Raw genomic sequence first — 16,258 nt, 5'->3', positions numbered from 1 at the left:
AGTCATTGTTCGTTTGCACTACTTATCGACGATCGGCTTGTTTTTGCTGCGGTGGAAAGGTGAACGCCCTTGAAGATTTTGGACGATAGGTCGATACACTGCACAAGACAGGAGAACCCCCATGCGAATTTTGCTCGTTGCTGCCCTGGCCGTCAGTGTTGTCGGCTGCACCCGCTGGTCGATGGACCATCATTTGAACAACGCTTACCGCGCCTATGGGGTGGGTGACTGCGCACGGGTCACCCTGGAATTGTCCCAGGTAGACCGTGAAAGCCGCACCCGCCGCTATGTGCAGCCCGAGGTTTCGATGTTGCGCGGGCAGTGCCTGGAGCGCCAGAAACTGTTCGTCGATGCTGCCCAAACCTACCAATTCATCATCAGCCAATACCCATCAAGCGAGTACGCTTACCGAGCCCAAGCCCGGCTCGATACCCTGCGTCAGCTGGGGCATTTCTCTGGCGTGACCGCGGCGCAACCACGGCCGGCGTCTTTATGATGGTATTCGTCGCTTCATAACTGGCCTCTTTCCAGTCTTGGGTTATTCTTTGAATAGATGTTTGTACAACTTTCTGTTCAAAAGAATGTAATGCCCGGATTCGGCAGCTGTCTCGTGGCAACGATTTCTTGTCACACCGATATCCAGGGAGAGCGATGGGCTTGTTCCGAATCACTGGCTTTATTGGATGGCGACCTCACCATGTTTATCGAACGACGGATCGAACGGCATCAGCTACCTTATTTCCTGCAGGTGTTCAATCGGCTTACGGACAAGCCAATCGGCTATCTGGGCGACGTCTCTGAAGAAGGGCTGATGCTGATCAGTCAGTTGCCAATGATGATCGGCGCAGATTTTGAGCTGCGCCTGAAGATTCCAGGGCCGGACGGCGAGTTTCAGGCGGTTGACCTTACCGCGACCTGTTTGTGGAGCCGTGAAGATGTCAACCCGCAGCATTACGACTCGGGGTTCCGCGTGCGTCAGGCGTGCGAAGAATACGCACAGCTGATCAGCGCCTTGTTGCATTACTTCAGTTTCGACCCTCAGCAGGCCCCTGTCTGATTATTCATGTGCAGTCGGCCATGGGGGGCCTGTGCCTACCGTGGCCGTGCGCTTGCCGTCAGAACACTCCGGCTTTTTTCCAGTGCAGGTAACGTGTCACCAACGCGGCGCCCAACTCTGACGGCAGGCTATCCAACACCGACAACCCATGAGCGCCCAGGCGATCATGCAGCTGGTTGCGCATGTTGAGGTAGTCAACCGCGCCGCTGTAAGCCAGTGCTTCGGGTAGGGTTTGTACCGGGGCCTGGCGCAGTTGGTCGAGTACTTCCTCTCGCAGACTGGCGACCAGTACCCGATGGTGTCGACCGATCCGCTTGATGGCACCCATCAATGCTTCGTCGTCTTCATCACGCAGGTTGGTCACCACGATCACCAAGGCGCGGCGTTTTTGCCGAGCCAGCAATTGGCTGGCGGCGGCCTCATAGTCAGCGGTCTGGCGTGTGCTTTCCAGGTCATAGACTGCATTGAGCAAGACGTTCAATTGGCCGCTGCCCTTGACCGGCGCCAGGTAACGCGGCTGATCGCTGGCAAAGGTACAGAGCCCGACTGCATCGCCTTGGCGCAAGGCGACATAACTCAGCAACAGGCAGGCATCCAGCGCGTGGTCGAAGTGGGACAACTCGTCGTCCTGGCTGCGCATGCGTCGGCCGCAATCGAGCATGAATACAATCTGCTGGTCACGCTCATCCTCATACTCGCGGGCAATCGGCGTGCGCTGGCGTGCCGTGGCTTTCCAGTCGATCTGACGCAGGCTGTCACCGTCGCGAAATTCGCGTAATTGATGAAACTCCAGGCCTGGTCCGCGCCGCTGGTGCTGACGTACGCCCAGTTGGCTCAGCCAGTTATCCACACCCTGCAACCGGGCACCGGATAAACGCGCGAAGTCCGGATACACGCGAGTGGCATCCGAGGCTTCGATCCAGCGTCGCGCCGACCACAGCCCCAACGGGCTGGGCAAGTGGATTTCGCAGCGGCTGAAATTGAAATGCCCACGTCGCAGGGGGCGCACGCGATAGCCCAACTCGCCGCGCTCACCGGGGCGCAGTGAGATGGATTGCGGCAGGTTATCCACTACCAGTCCTTCGGGCACGTGATCGAACACCAGCACGGTCAGCGGCTGTGGATAATCGTGTTCCAGTGACAGGCGCACTTCTCCCCAGCGCCCCAGCGCCAGGCTACCGGGCAACATCCGCTGTACACGTGCCGAAGGGCGGCGGCGCAAGCGCATGGCATCCAGCATCGCCAGCAACAGCAGGGCCAACAGCAGGCCCCAGGCGATTGCGTGCAAGGTATCGGGCACCTTGAACTGCAACGCCGCCGACGCGCCCAGCAGGATATCGAGGGCCAGCAGAACACCCAGCCAGGTCAGGAGCAGACGGGTCGGTTTCATGCCGGCGTTACTGCCTGGGGGCCGCGATCTGGTCGAGCAACTGCTTGATCACCTGGTCCACCTCCAAACCATCGATATCCAGCTCCGGCGAAAGACGCACTCGGTGACGCAGTACCGCCAGGGCGCAACCCTTGACGTCATCCGGGATCACGAATTCGCCGCCGCGCAACAGCGCCCGCGCACGGGCGCCGCGAACCAGGGCGATAGACGCTCGTGGACCGGCACCGATGGTCAGGCCTGGCCAACTGCGCGTCGCCCGCGCCAGGCGCACGGCATAGTCGAGGACCTGTTCATCCAGAGGCATGCCGCTGGCAATCTGCTGCATCTGCACCACGTCTTCGGCTTGCAGCACGGTGCGCAAAGGCTGCACATCGAGCATGTCGGCCCTGGACGAGCGGGTCACTTCGCGCACCATATCCACTTCCTGGTGCGCCTCGGGATAGTCCATGCGCACCTTGAGCATGAAGCGGTCCAGCTCGGCTTCGGGCAATGGGTAGGTGCCTTCCTGCTCGATGGGGTTCTGGGTGGCCAACACCATGAACGGCTCGCCGATTGGCAATGCCTCGCCCTCCAGGGTGACCTGGCGCTCCTGCATGGCTTCGAGCAGTGCCGCCTGGGTTTTGGCCGGGGCGCGGTTGATTTCGTCGGCGAGCAGCAGGTGAGTGAATAACGGCCCCTTGCGCAGCTTGAACTGTTCGGTCTGCAGGTCGTACACCGCGTGGCCGGTGACATCGCTGGGCATCAGGTCCGGGGTGAACTGGATGCGTGCGAAATCACCGCCAAAACAACGGGCCAGCGCACGCACCAGCAACGTTTTGCCGAGGCCGGGTACGCCCTCGAGCAACACATGACCACCGGCAATCAATGCGGTGAGTACGTCATCGATCACCGCGTCCTGGCCAATGACTGCCTTGCGCAATTCAACGCGCAGGGCCTGGGCCTGTTGGCTGGCGTATTGAACGTTTTTTTCGGCGTTCAGGGCTGTGGCCATTGGAGAGTCGCTCATAGGGCATTCCTGAGGGTTTGCAGGCACGCCACCTGTCGGCTGAAGTCGGCGCTGGACAGCCGTTTCAGCGCAGGTGCGCCGAGTGCCTGGCTGATGATAGGGGAAGGTTGTCGCGTCAGAAGTGCCAGCACCTGGCATTGTTCTGCCGTGTCGAGGTGTTCAAAGCCGGGGTGGTGGCGTCGGGCGGTGCGCAGGAGGTCGTGCTGCAAGGCCTGCAGCAATGCGCCCTGGCCGTTGCGGCGTAGCAGGAAGTCGGCGCTGGCGCGCAAATGCTCCTGCAGCTGCCGACGCGCCTTGGGCGCGGGTGCCCGAATCGGGCCCTGGCGCATGCCGGCTTGCCAGAGGGCCAGGGCAATCAGTGCAACAAGCGCGACAAGGGCCTGGGGGAAGTAACGGATCAGCAGGGTAAACAGGTTGTCCACGTCGCTGTTGAACAGCAGCGTGACGTCGGTACCCTGGTTCAGGTACCACAGCAGCCAGGCGTTGTCGTGTTTGCCGATGCTCGGGGTTTTCCACAGGTCGCTGTCGGTGATCACCGTGACGCGGCCCAGCCCCAGGTCCAGTTGCATCAGGTGGCTGGACTTGGCGCTGTTGGCTGAAAACTGCGCCAGGTGCCGGGGGTCGGTAAGGTTGAAGTCGGTGTCGAAACTGAAATAGGCCGGCTTGGTTTCATTGTCGACATACAGTTTGGTGAGGTCTGGCGCGTTCTTTTTGCGCGGTGGCGCCGGCTCGTCGAAGTCATCACTCAAGGCCTGGCGAAGCTCGAGACGATCAAGCAGCAGGTCGCCGCTTTTGCCGGTTTCTTCATCCCATAACGCCTCGGCCACCAGTAGCAGGTGGCCCCCGGCTTTGGCCCAGGCCAGCAACTGTTCGACCTGGCGTGGGGTCATGTTGCCGCGTTCTCCCAGCAACAGCAGGCTATGGCCTGGTGCAGGCAGGTCGGCAAGCCGCTCTAGGCCGTTGGCATGCGCTACCGTCAAACCTTGCTGGCCCAGGAAATGCTCGGCCGCGAGGTAAGGATTAGCCAGTGCGTCCGGCGCCGGGCCGTGATCCACAACCTCCTCATAGGGAATTGCCTTGTGCCAGGCATACAGACCGCCCACTCCCAACAGGCAAGCCAGCAGCAGTGCCATCCACAGTAAGGGTCGCTTCATTGGCTGGCCCCGCCACTGAAGAGTGCGCGCCAGTCGCTGCAGAGCTTTTGCTGGGCGGCGCCGGGAGGCAGCCGGTGGCCATAGGCGAGGTTTTGCCAGTGCCGGGTCAACTCGTGACTGAATGCCAGCAACTGCGGTTGCTGCAACTGATGGACGCGCTCCAGTACCTGGCCCTCGGTGTCGGCACTTTTGAGCGGCAGGTTGAACTCATGCAGCAGCCGGCTGAGCAGGCCGCGATACAGCAGGCCAAGGGCCTGCCTCGGTTGGGTGGGCCACAGCTGTTCGGCGGTGCTGGCGATGTCGTCGGGCAACGTCTCGACCCCCAGCTCCAACCCGAACAACTGGGCAGGCGCAGGTTTTGCGGCGTTGGGGCGAGGTCGCCGCCTGCGGCTGACAAACGTGCGCAGCCATTCACGGTAGCGCCACACCACCCAGGCCAGCCCGCCGATCAGCAAGCTCCATAGCAGTATCTCCAGGCCTTGGGCCACGTGCTTGAAGGTGTTGCTGTTGAGGTTGTCGAGCAAGTGCTGGAGCCAGCCAGGTAGCTTACCGTCGCCGCCCTGGGCTTTGGGGTCAGTGGCGGGTTTTTCTTCGCCAAAACGATAGCGGGTGACGGTTTGCGGATTCTTGAACGGCGGTTTTTCCAGTAATGCCTTGATCGATTGGCTGGCCGCCTGGGTGCTGAGCGGCTTTGGATCAGCCGGTTCATCCGCCATCGCCGTTGGGCTCAGTTGCGCCAGCGTCAGCCCGACGACCAGCAGCAACAGCGGCGCGACACTGCTCAGGCGTTGGCGCAACCGACGGAACAGCAGCTCCAGGTCCCAAGCCTCCAGGACGGTGCGACGGTTGAGATACAGGCTGAAACCGCAGGCGACGTAGATGGGTTCCCAGAACACCAGGATCAGCGCATAGAAGGCATTACTCAGGTGTTCCAGCCATAGCCCCTGCGGGCCGGTCGCCAATGCCAGCCGCTGCCAGTCCCAATCCAGTTCGACCTGTTCCGGGATGAATAGATAGAACAGCGCCATGCAACCGAACCACAGGCCGATTTCCAGGTGCACCCCGATGATCGTCAGCCAGCGCGCGCCACCCGCGTTGCGCTGTTGCAGTACGCCCAGGCGCTGTTGACGCGCTTGACCCTCCAGGCCTTCAAGCTGGCTCACGGGCATCACGAAGCTGCGGCTCAGGCTCAGCCGGCGCCAGGTGAGGCTGGCGAGCAGTTGCCCCTTGAGCAGGCGCGGCCACTGGCGAACAGCTTGTCTCAGGCTTGGCGTTTCACCAAACAGCGCCTTGGAAAGAATGTACAACGGCAAGCGCTCGAAGGCCGGCTTCAGCCACCAGAACAGGAAAATGGCGTAGGACGGGTACTGCCACAGCAGCGCAGTGAGCAGCATGAACACCGGCAGGCTGACCAGCGCCCAACTGCTCATCAGCAATACACGATGTTCCCGGGCCATCAGTACGCCAAGGTCCATGGCTTCCCAGGAAGTGCGGGGGCGGATGACCACGCTGGAGTCAGTCAGGCGCATGGCGAGTCCTGCCGGCGAAGATCAGGTAGGCGGCGACCAGCAGCCAAAGCGCGCTGCCCACGAGGTATTTGATCCAGGGCGCAATGCTCGTGGTGGATGACCAGTAGGCTTCGATGAATGCTGCGATCAGCAGCAATAGCATGACCCCGCACAGCATCTGCACACTTTTGCGGGCCGCCAGGCGCAGGGATTCGCTACGTGCCAGGGGCCCGGGCGCGATCAGCGACCAACCCAGTTGCAGGCCTGCTGCACCGGCCAGTGCGATGGCGCTGAGTTCGAAGGCGCCGTGACCGATCACGAATGACCAGAACGTCTGGCCGTAGCCGATTTCACTGAGGTGCCCGGACACCGCCCCGATCATCAACCCGTTGAATACCAGGAAGAACACGCTGCCCAGGCCGAACAGCAAGCCGGCGGCAAAGGTCTGGAAAGCGATGCCGATGTTGTGCATCACGTAATAGCCAAACATCATCCAGTCTTCGCTGGAAGCCCGTTCGGCCGCGCGCCCCAGGCGGCTGGCGGCAGGGTCGTACATGCTTTGCATCTCGGCCACTTGTTGCGGGCTGACGATGCTGTAGATCAGCTCGGGGAACAGGTACACCAGTAACCCGATGCCCAGCAGGCTACCGAAGAACAACAGGCTGGCAATCAGTACGAAGCGCCATTGCTCGCGTACCAGGCGCGGAAAATCGGCAAGGATGAACGCCAGTACGTTCGCCGTCGTTTGACTGCGATGGCGATACAGTTGTTGGTGACCGCGCAGCGCCAGTTGTTGCAGGTGGTCTACCAGGTAGCTGCTATAGCCGCGTGCCTGGGCCAGGGCCAGATGTTGGCACAGGCGGCGGTATTGATAAGGGAAGTCGGTTGCCTCGCAGGCTTTGCCTTGCTCTACCTGTTTGAGCAGTTCGGCGAAGGTTTGCCATTGCTGCTGGTGGCGGCTTTCAAAAAGGCTCTGCTTCATGTCGGCCCCAACAAACCGTGGGCCACACCGTTGAGTTGCTCCACGGCGCGAGCCGGAGACACCTGCAAGGGCGCGGCGAGGATGGCAGCCAGTTCATGGACCCGCTCGGCAGACAATTCAGCCTGGCGTTCGGCGAAACCGAGTATGGCCCGCTGTTCGCTCAGCTCCAGTGCGAAGGGCAGGCGCAGGGCGGCTGCCTGAGGGATGCGCGGGCGGGCCGACGCCTGATCACGGTAGACCACCAGCGTACCCGCTGCCAGGTCGCCGAGGCGCTTGAAGTGTGGATGTTGCAGGCAACTGATGGCGCCGAAGAAGTAGCCGAAGGGCAGCATGTCGACAAAGCGCAGCAGGTTGCGGATCAGCGACGCCGACCAGCCAATGGGGGTGCCGTCGTCCTGTACCACCCGCAGGCCCATGACCTGCTTGCCGGGAGAGCAGCCCTGGTTGAACACTTCGAACAGCACCATGTACCACCAGCTGACCAGGAACAGCAGCAGGGAGCCCAAGCCGAGCCCGAGGTTGCCAAGCAGCGCCAGGGGCACCAGCAGGACGCCCATGATCACGCAGCGCACGAGCAGGTCGAAGGCAAAGGCCACTGCCCTTGACAGCAGGCCGGCAGGGCGCAAGGGCAGGTCGATACCCTCGGGGGTCTCGATCTGGTAGCAGGTATCCAGAGGAGCTGTTGGCATTGCGATCCTTGGCAGTGCGAAGCGACTGAGAGAGACGGATGCTAGCAGTGTCGAGGCTGGAAGCAACCCTTCAAGCTTTTGCTGGATGTTTGTCCAGTAAGGTATCGCTGGCCCCTGACACCTCGCAGCGCCTAGACTTTGCCGGTCTTCAGCACAGGAACAGCCCGTGACCTCTATTTTCTGGTACGACTACGAAACCACCGGGATCAACCCGCGCAGCGATCGCCCGCTGCAGGTGGCCGGCATTCGTACCGACCTCGAGCTCAACGAGGTCGGTCCGCCGATCAATCTTTATTGCCAGCCCGCCGACGATATCCTGCCCCACCCGGCGGCGTGTGCGATCACCGGTATCACGCCGCAGGTCCTGGCGCAGAAGGGCCTTGCCGAAGCGGATTTCATGACGCGGGTGCATGCCGAACTGTCTGCCCCCGGTACGTGCGGGGCGGGTTATAACACCCTGCGATTTGACGATGAAATGACGCGCTACAGTCTGTATCGCAACTTTTTCGACCCTTACGCGCGCGAATGGCAAGGCGGCAACAGCCGCTGGGACCTGATCGATGTGATGCGTACCGCCTATGCCCTGCGCCCGGAAGGGATTGTGTGGCCCGAGCAGGACGGGCGCGTGACGCTCAAGCTCGAGCGCCTGACCCAAGCCAATGGCATCGACCACGGCCAGGCTCACGATGCATTGTCTGACGTGCGCGCAACCATTGCCCTGGCGCGATTGGTGCGAGACAAACAACCCAAACTGTATGAATGGCTGTTCCAGCTGCGCAGCAAGCAACGGGTGATGGACCAGGTGCGATTGCTGCAGCCGCTGGTGCACATTTCCGGACGCTTCAGCGCCGAGCGGCATTACTTGGGCGTGGTGTTGCCTCTGGCTTGGCATCCGCGCAATCGCAATGCATTGATTGTCTGTGACCTGGGGCTCGACCCGCAGGGCCTGCTGGAACTGGATGCCGACACGTTGCGCAAGCGCCTATATACGCGGCGTGAAGAACTGGCGGAAGGTGAGCTGCCGGTACCCCTGAAGTTGCTGCACATCAACCGCTGCCCGGTCGTCGCGCCCTTGAAGGTGCTGCGCGCGCAAGATCGCGAGCGTCTGCAATTGGATATGGGCGTTTATCAGGCGCGGGCGCTGCGACTAACTGACGCACAGGAAGTTTGGCGTGACAAGTTGGCGAGCGTTTACGCCGAGGAGGAGTTCGCGCCGAATGCCGATCCGGAGCAGCAGCTCTACGAGGGTTTTATCGGCGACCGTGACCGACGTTTATGTGAACAAGTTCGCCTGGCAGAGCCGCTGCAACTAGGGCGTCAGCAATGGCCTTTCGATGATCATCGGTTGCCGGAATTATTATTTCGCTACCGCGCGCGTAACTTTCCTGAAACCTTGAACAATGAGGAACAACAGCGCTGGAGACTTTTCTGTCAGCAACGTTTGTCAGACCCGGTGTGGGGCGCACCCAATACCCTGTCGGCATTTAAGGCGGCGCGCCAGGAGTTGCAAAACAATGCGACAGCGTTTCAGTGCCAGGTACTGGGTGAATGGCAAGACTATGCCGACTCTTTAGCCGCTCGCCTGAGTCTGTAGCTGCATAACTGCAAAACATCCAGACAATAAAAAACGCCAGCAAGCTGGCGTTTTTAATGTGTCGCGTATCGGGTGTGGATCCGACCAGGCTTAGCCCAGCAGGGTCGCCCAACCTTCAACCACGTCACCGCCCCACTTGGCTTTCCACTCTTTCAGCGTCTTGTGGTTGCCACCTTTGGTTTCAATCACTTCACCGTTGTGCGGGTTTTTGTATTGCTTGACCTTGCGAGCACGTTTGGTGCCGGTAGTTTTCACAGCGCCGCGAGGTGCTTTAACTTTCGATTCCGGATCCAGCAGTGCGATGATGTCACGCAGGGATTTGGAGTATTCGCCCATCAGGGTGCGCAGTTTGCCTTCGAATTCCAGCTCGGTTTTCAGCTTGTCGTCTTGCGACAGGTTCTTCAAACGGGCTTGCAGCTCTTTGATAGCTTCTTCGGTGGCGCGGTATTCGTTGATCAGGGACATGTGGACTACCTTATGTAGAACGCTGATTGACAGGGTGAGTGGCCCAATAATAGTCAGGCAATTTCACCAAGTAAACATTTAAGCAGCTATTTATGTGAATTACATTGAATGTTTGTGGCAATGCGCTGCAGTCGAGTTAATTATCAGGTGAGTGGCTGAGAATAATCAGCTTAATGCGGCTAAGTGCCGAGCTTAGCCGTGCACGTACATATAGCGGTGGTAAAACCTTACGCTATTAAGGGCTGTTGCCACGGCCGGGACTCAGAATAAGCCGCAAGGAGTACTGCAGTTTTTCTGCGCAATCGCTAGAATGGCGGCCTTTGCGAAGTTCTGGAGTTTCCCCCTAATGCGCACTTTTCGGCTGGTGATTGCTTGCCCGGACCGGGTTGGCATCGTTGCCAAGGTCAGTAACTTTCTGGCCTCTCATAACGGTTGGATCACCGAGGCGAGCCATCACTCGGATGATCTCAGCGGCTGGTTCTTCATGCGTCACGAAATTCGTGCCGATACACTGCCTTTTGGTCTGGAAGCCTTTCGTGAGGCGTTTGCGCCGATTGCCGAGGAGTTTTCGATGACCTGGCACATCACCGACACGGAGCAGAAAAAACGTGTCGTCCTGATGGCCAGCCGTGAATCCCACTGCCTGGCGGACCTTCTGCACCGCTGGCACAGCGATGAGCTCGATTGCGAGATCGCCTGTGTGATCTCCAACCATGATGACCTGCGCAGCATGGTCGAATGGCACGGCATCCCGTATTACCACGTGCCGGTCAACCCGCAGGACAAGGAACCGGCGTTCGCCGAGGTGTCGCGCCTGGTCAAGCAGCACGACGCCGATGTGGTAGTGCTGGCGCGCTACATGCAGATCCTGCCGCCGGAACTGTGCCGCGAATATGCCGGTAAGGTGATCAACATTCACCACAGCTTCCTGCCTTCGTTCGTGGGGGCCAAGCCTTATCACCAGGCCTCCCTGCGCGGCGTGAAACTGATCGGCGCGACCTGCCACTACGTTACCGAGGAGCTGGACGCCGGTCCGATCATCGAGCAGGACGTGGTACGCGTCAGCCACAGCGACAGCATCGAAGACATGGTGCGTTTCGGGCGTGACGTCGAGAAGATGGTGCTGGCGCGCGGCCTGCGTTATCACCTGGAAGATCGCGTGTTGGTGCACGGCAACAAGACCGTGGTGTTCTGATCGACGCGTGTTGATTGAATAAGCGGGGGCCCGGGAGTAAAACTCTCCGGGCCCTTTTTATTTCAGGACGCGACCATGACCGACCCACTCGATAAGGCGACTTCCAGGCCACCGGCTACCCTGGGCGAGGGGTGTCTGAGTCGCTACGACCCGGACGCGCTGGGTGCCGATGATGGTACTGACTTTCCTGGCGCTGCCCAGTTGTGGGAGCAGTTACAGGCACCTGAGAAGGCGCCTCCTGCCCCTGAAAAAGACGTTTGAGCAGCGGTTTGCCCACCATCAGCAAAAACACTGGCGCACCGGCCAGCAGATAGAAGTAGTAGGTCACTGCCCGCCAGATCAGAATCGCCGCCGCCGCCGTGGATTTGCCCACCATCGGCGCCAGCAATGCCGCCGACGTCAACTCCGCCGCCCCGGCCCCGCCTGGCAACAGGCTGAATTGCCCTGCGGTCAACGACAGCATCTGGATCAGGAAACTCCAGGCCCACTGCACGTCACCCCCCAGGCCGCGCAGCGCCAGGTACAACACGCTATAGCGTAATAGCCAATGCAGGCTGGTCAGCGCAAACACCCCGAGCAGCGTGTGCCAAGGCAATTTCAGGGTTTGGGTGAATGCCGCCAGGAAGCGCAGCAACCGGCGAGCCCAGCGCCGACGGGTGCTGCCACGCACGTGCAAAGCCTTGAGTGCCAACCCGGCCAGGCGAATCAGCCGACGATGAAAGCGCACCACCAGCAGGCCAACGACGACGCCACCCACCATCGACACGGCACTCAGCCCCAGCAGCCATTCCAGGCGCGGGCTGAGGCTGTGGAACAGCGCATACAGCACGATGCCCACCAGTGCACAGAGAAAAAACAGCAAATCGCTCAGTTGGTCCATGGCGAACACCGCGCTGCCGTGGGCGGGTCGTATGCCATTGCGTGCCAGCAGGCCCATCAACGTCAGCGGCCCGCCGCTGCCCCCAGGCGTCGCGCACATCGCGAACTCGGTCGATATCACCACGCCCAGGCTTTTACGCCATCCCAACCGGCCGCGCTGTTCGCCAAGCAACAAGCGCAGGCGCAGGCTGTTGATCAACCAGCAGCCGATGATCATGGCAAACATCGCCAGTAACTGTGGCAGGGGGAACTGCCGCAGGCGCGCAACGGTTTCGCCGCCCCCCAGCCACACGGGAATCACCAGCGCGACAATCAGCGCCAGCACCAGCCAGATCAGTCGGCGCATGGCAGCGTCGACAGCCAGGCGGCCTTGGTCCGTGGCGTGCGTCCGTCCTCGAGCAGGCGCTGCAGGGTTTTCAGCCAATAATGACGGGAAAACTCGTGGCGCATGTCCACGGGGTGCAAGCCGAGCCGAATCACCGGGGCCGTCTGCCAGCGCTGTTCGCGGCGGTCGCTGAGCACTTTGGACAGGCCCCGGCGCCACGCACTGCGCGCGCTCCACACCAGGCCCGGAGCATGAATGCGCGTGAAGTCAGGCAGTCGATACAGATGCTGCGGGTCGCTGGTATAGCCCAGTGGTAACTGGCGCAGTGCACGCCGGGTGCCTTCGCTAATCAACCAGGCGGGTGCGACAAACCCTTGCAGCGGCCAATCATTGCGCTGGAATACCTCAATGCCGTCACTCAGGCGCTGCAACGCCTCGGCCTCGGACAACTGGTAGAACTCGCCCTCATGGGTATAGATGCGTCGCATGAACCATTCTTTTGGCGTGCGCGGCCGGGGTTGTTCGTCGCAGTGGTAGTAGCCGTGCAGGGTCAGTTCATCGCCTCTGGCTACGCGACTATCAAGCAAGCGCCGGAAGTCACCGTGGGCGCCCAGGGCGTTATGGTGATGGAAGTCCGGGACGACCAGCCAGGTGATAGGCACATTGCCGATGGCATCGACGGCCTCGACAAAAGGCCGGTAATCGGCCCAGGTGTTCGGCGCCACATCATGCAGCACCAGCATGACCGAACGTTCAGCCATGGGCGAGCATCGGTTTGTGCGTGCCCAGCACGGCGTGGTAATGCCCCAGCAGGCTGTCCACTACTGCATCCCACGCATACTGCTGTTCGACATGGCGCCGAGCCTGTTCCCCGAGGCGGCGACTGTCGGCGCCGAACAGTTCGCGTACCGCATCGGCCATCGCCTTGGGGTTGTTGGGCGCGCAGAGCAGGCCACAGCGCTCGTCGACGATCTCAGTGAAGGCGCCCGCCGCAACGGCGATCACGGGGATACCACAGGCCATGGCTTCCAGAATCACCAGGCCGAAGGTTTCCTGGTCGCCAGCGTGCAACAACGCGTCGGCGCTGGCCATCAAGCGGGCAACATGATTGGCCGGTACGAAGCCATCGACTACGGTGACGTTGTCCGACACGCTGGCCGGCATGCCGGAGCCCACCAGCAACAAGTGGTAACCCTCACCCAGGCGTTTCATGCAATTGAGCAGCACCGGCAGGTTTTTCTCCTTGGAACCACGCCCGGCGAAAATCAGCAGCCGGGTGTTTTCAGCAATCCCCAGTTCGGCGCGCAGGCCGGGGTCGCGCACGGCGGGGGTGAAGGTTTGCAGGTCGACGCCCAGGGGTTGTACGAAGACGTTTTTCACCCCAAGCCCAGTGAGTTTGTCGGCCATCACCTGGCTGGGGGCCAGTACTCGGTCAAAATTCCCATAGAGTTTGCTGACATAGGCTTCGACGTTGGGGGTAAACCAGGCGCCCATGCGGTTACGCACCAGCAGCGGTAGGTCGGAGTGGTAAAAACCGATGACTGGCACATCCAGCTGGCGCCGTGCGTCGAGGGCGGCCCAGGCGGTCAGGTACGGATCGCCGACTTCGATCAGATCCGGCTGTAAATCGTGCAGAACATTTCGCCAAGGAGCCAAGCGCAGGGGGAAGCGATAACCCTTGCCGAAGGGCAGCGGTGGCGCCGGCACCTCGAAAATTCCGTCCCGCTCGCTCAAATGGGCGCCAGGCACCAACAGGCTGTGGCGAATCCCGGGCTTGAGCGCCAGGCGCCGGTGCTTGGCGTCCAGATAAGTGCGTACGCCACCGCTGGCTGGGGCGTAGAACATGGTTATGTCAGCGATATGCACGATGAACATCCCTCCGATCCATTGCTCTCTTAACGTGGACCTGAGCTAAGGATAGATGTTCGATCGGGATTGGCTGTGGGAGGGCGCAAGCCCCCTCCCACCATCGCCTCAGATGCGGAAGCTGCCCACCATTTGCTTCAAGCGTGCGGCTTGCCGTTCGAGGTCCGAGCAGGCGCGCAGGGTCGATTGCAGGTTTTCCACGCCTTCCTGGTTGAGGGTGTTGATTTCAGTGATGTCCATATTGATCGACTCCACCACCGAGGTCTGCTCCTCGGTGGCGGTGGCCACGGACTGGTTCATGCCGTCGATCTCGCCAATGCGCTGAGTCACGCTGTTCAAGCGCTCGCCGGCCAGGTTGGCGATCTCCAGGCTGTCCTGGCTGTGGCGCTGGCTTTCACTCATGGTGCTCACCGAATCCCGGGCGCCGACTTGCAACTCCTCGATCATCTTCTGCACCTGTTGCGCCGATTCCTGGGTGCGATGCGCCAGGTTGCGCACTTCATCGGCCACCACCGCGAAGCCGCGGCCGGCCTCACCGGCACGCGCGGCTTCGATGGCAGCGTTGAGCGCGAGCAAGTTGGTTTGCTGGGAAATACTGGTGATCACTTCAAGAATCTGGCCGATATTCACCGTCTTGCTGTTCAGCGCCTCGATATTGGTGCTGGAGGCGCTGATCATGGTCGACAGCTGGGTCATTGCCTTGATATTGCGCTCTACCACTTGCTGGCCGTCTTCGGCCAAATGCCGCGCATCACTGGCCTGATTGGAGGCTTGCGCCGCGTTGCGGGCGATTTCCTGGGCGGCAGCGCCCAGTTGGTTGATGGCAGCGGCGACGCTGTTGGTGCGGTTGGCCTGTTCGTCTGAATTGACCATCGACGAGTTGGACGCGCTGACCACCCGCAGTGCCACTTCATTGACTTGCTCGGTAGCCGACGACACTTCGCGGATCGAGGTATGAATGCGCTCCACGAAACGGTTGAACGCAGTACCCAAGGTGCCGAACTCGTCGTTGTTCTGGATGGTCAGGCGTCGGGTCAGGTCGCCTTCGCCGTCGGCGATGTCCTGCATGGCCCGGGTCATCACGTGCAGCGGTTGCAGCAACACGCGGATCAACATGCCCAGCAAGGCGATGATGATCACCACGGCGATGATGGTGGCGATGACCGCCGAGGTGCGGAATTCACTGAGCATGGCGAACGACTTGGCTTTATCCACCGAAATACCCAGGTACCAGTTCACCGACGGCAGGCCCTTGATCGGGGTGAACGTGACGATATTGGTCTTGCCATTGGCCTGCACTTCGCTGAAGGCAGCGCTGATCTTCGGTGTGTCTTTCGGGTACACGTCAGCCAGGGTCTTCATCACCAGGGCCTTGTCCGGGTGCACCAGTACTTTGCCGTCGGCGCTGACCAGAAATGCGTAACCCATGCCGCCGAAATCCAGCGCGCCAATGTTGTCCACCAGGGTTTGCAGGCTCAGGTCGCCGCCCACCACGCCGATGCTCTGGCCGGCCTTGGCACTCGGGGTGGCGATGGAAATAATCAGTTGCCCCGTTGCCGCGTCGATATAGGGTTCGGTCAAGGTCGAGCCGTTGCTGGTCTGGGCGCCTTTGTACCAGGGACGAACGCGCGGGTCGAAACCGTCGGGCATCTTGGTGTCAGGGCGGATGGTGAAGGTGCCCTGGCTGTCGCCGACGTAGGCTGCCATGAACGACGATGTCAGCGCTTTCTGTTCCAGCAGGCTGGCAACCACCGATGGTTCGGGGTTGAGGGCAATATTCTGCGCGGCATTTTCTACCAGGGCGATGCGCCCGGTGAGCCAGGTCTGAATACTGCCGGCGGTGACGTCGCCCATTTCATGCAGGTAGTTATCGAGGTCGTCACGGATCGCGTTGCGTTGGAGGTAGTCGTTATAGAGGGTAAATAACGCGAAGGCGGCGATGACGATAAGGGAGGCTGCAAGCAAAATTTTATGGCTGAAGCGCAGGTTTTTATTCATGGCTTGTAGGGTCCGCTAAGGTCTTGATATCCGAGGCGCGTCCTTATGGGATGCGCAAAAATGGCAGCGTCAAAAAAGGTGTGGTACTTCTGGTGCTAGCGCTAGGGGCCTGCGTAGGAAATATCTCTCCTATTTTTGGATTTTGTGGGT

The 16,258-nt window shown here is 60.8% G+C and carries 15 protein-coding genes and 1 pseudogene; 4 read left to right on the top strand and 12 right to left on the bottom strand.

The window, feature by feature from the left end:
- Positions 1-121: 121 nt before the first annotated feature.
- Complete coding sequence (locus tag C4J88_RS21390; RefSeq protein ID WP_124364211.1) at positions 122-496, top strand: tol-pal system YbgF family protein; 375 nt, start codon at positions 122-124, stop codon at positions 494-496.
- Between the two features lie 201 nt (positions 497-697).
- Complete coding sequence (locus C4J88_RS21385; protein ID WP_124369016.1) at positions 698-1,057, top strand: PilZ domain-containing protein; 360 nt, start codon at positions 698-700, stop codon at positions 1,055-1,057.
- A 58-nt stretch (positions 1,058-1,115) separates the two neighbouring features.
- Here C4J88_RS21385 and C4J88_RS21380 read toward each other — a convergent pair whose 3' ends face one another.
- The 6 genes from C4J88_RS21380 to C4J88_RS21355 are packed head-to-tail and all read right to left on the bottom strand — an operon-like array spanning position 1,116 to position 7,786.
- A complete protein-coding gene (locus C4J88_RS21380; protein WP_124408052.1) occupies positions 1,116-2,447 on the bottom strand; it encodes a DUF58 domain-containing protein in 1,332 nt (443 codons plus the stop codon).
- A gap of 7 nt (positions 2,448-2,454) precedes the next feature.
- Positions 2,455-3,453 (bottom strand): MoxR family ATPase, encoded by a 999-nt coding sequence (locus C4J88_RS21375; protein WP_124408051.1) that lies wholly within the window; start codon positions 3,451-3,453, stop codon positions 2,455-2,457.
- The gene (locus tag C4J88_RS21370; RefSeq protein ID WP_124408050.1) at positions 3,450-4,607 is read right to left on the bottom strand and encodes a DUF4350 domain-containing protein; all 1,158 of its coding nucleotides are present in this window, start codon (positions 4,605-4,607) and stop codon (positions 3,450-3,452) included. Before C4J88_RS21370 ends, C4J88_RS21375 begins: the two co-directional genes overlap by 4 nt.
- Positions 4,604-6,136, bottom strand: coding sequence for a DUF4129 domain-containing protein (locus C4J88_RS21365; RefSeq protein ID WP_124408049.1), 1,533 nt, complete (start codon positions 6,134-6,136; stop codon positions 4,604-4,606). The genes C4J88_RS21370 and C4J88_RS21365 overlap by 4 nt, the downstream gene beginning before the upstream one ends.
- The gene (locus tag C4J88_RS21360) at positions 6,123-7,097 is read right to left on the bottom strand and encodes a stage II sporulation protein M (protein ID WP_124408048.1); all 975 of its coding nucleotides are present in this window, start codon (positions 7,095-7,097) and stop codon (positions 6,123-6,125) included. The genes C4J88_RS21365 and C4J88_RS21360 overlap by 14 nt, the downstream gene beginning before the upstream one ends.
- A complete protein-coding gene (locus tag C4J88_RS21355; RefSeq protein WP_124408047.1) occupies positions 7,094-7,786 on the bottom strand; it encodes an RDD family protein in 693 nt (230 codons plus the stop codon). Before C4J88_RS21355 ends, C4J88_RS21360 begins: the two co-directional genes overlap by 4 nt.
- A 166-nt stretch (positions 7,787-7,952) precedes the next feature.
- On the opposite strand from C4J88_RS21355, the gene sbcB reads away from it, so the two are divergent.
- Entirely contained in the window at positions 7,953-9,380 is a 1,428-nt protein-coding gene (gene sbcB, locus C4J88_RS21350) for an exodeoxyribonuclease I (RefSeq protein WP_124408046.1), read from the top strand.
- Between the two features lie 90 nt (positions 9,381-9,470).
- Here the strand turns inward: sbcB and mvaT are convergent, their stop codons facing one another.
- A complete protein-coding gene (gene mvaT / locus C4J88_RS21345) occupies positions 9,471-9,845 on the bottom strand; it encodes a histone-like nucleoid-structuring protein MvaT (RefSeq protein ID WP_003175830.1) in 375 nt (124 codons plus the stop codon).
- 346 nt (positions 9,846-10,191) lie between these two features.
- Between mvaT and purU the strand changes: the two genes are divergently transcribed.
- Entirely contained in the window at positions 10,192-11,040 is an 849-nt protein-coding gene (gene purU / locus C4J88_RS21340) for a formyltetrahydrofolate deformylase (RefSeq protein WP_019821236.1), read from the top strand.
- Between the two features lie 115 nt (positions 11,041-11,155).
- Here the strand turns inward: purU and C4J88_RS21335 are convergent, their stop codons facing one another.
- The 5 genes and pseudogenes from C4J88_RS21335 to C4J88_RS28150 all read right to left on the bottom strand — a co-directional run.
- Positions 11,156-12,265 carry a lysylphosphatidylglycerol synthase transmembrane domain-containing protein gene (locus C4J88_RS21335; RefSeq protein ID WP_124408045.1) on the bottom strand — a complete coding sequence of 370 codons (1,110 nt, stop codon included), beginning with the start codon at positions 12,263-12,265 and terminating at the stop codon, positions 11,156-11,158.
- Positions 12,253-13,005, bottom strand: a complete 753-nt coding sequence (locus tag C4J88_RS21330) for a DUF2334 domain-containing protein (RefSeq protein WP_124408044.1) — start codon at positions 13,003-13,005, stop codon at positions 12,253-12,255. Before C4J88_RS21330 ends, C4J88_RS21335 begins: the two co-directional genes overlap by 13 nt.
- Complete coding sequence (locus C4J88_RS21325; protein WP_372238022.1) at positions 12,998-14,110, bottom strand: glycosyltransferase family 4 protein; 1,113 nt, start codon at positions 14,108-14,110, stop codon at positions 12,998-13,000. The genes C4J88_RS21330 and C4J88_RS21325 overlap by 8 nt, the downstream gene beginning before the upstream one ends.
- A gap of 108 nt (positions 14,111-14,218) precedes the next feature.
- Complete coding sequence (locus tag C4J88_RS28155; protein ID WP_372237509.1) at positions 14,219-14,983, bottom strand: methyl-accepting chemotaxis protein; 765 nt, start codon at positions 14,981-14,983, stop codon at positions 14,219-14,221.
- 93 nt (positions 14,984-15,076) lie between these two features.
- Positions 15,077-16,108, bottom strand: a pseudogene (locus C4J88_RS28150) (cache domain-containing protein); the annotation flags it as partial.
- Between the last annotated feature and the right edge of the window lie 150 nt (positions 16,109-16,258).

It is taken from the genome of Pseudomonas sp. R4-39-08 (genome assembly GCF_003852275.1).
GTDB lineage: Bacteria > Pseudomonadota > Gammaproteobacteria > Pseudomonadales > Pseudomonadaceae > Aquipseudomonas.
This window is presented reverse-complemented; position numbering and strand designations above follow the sequence as displayed.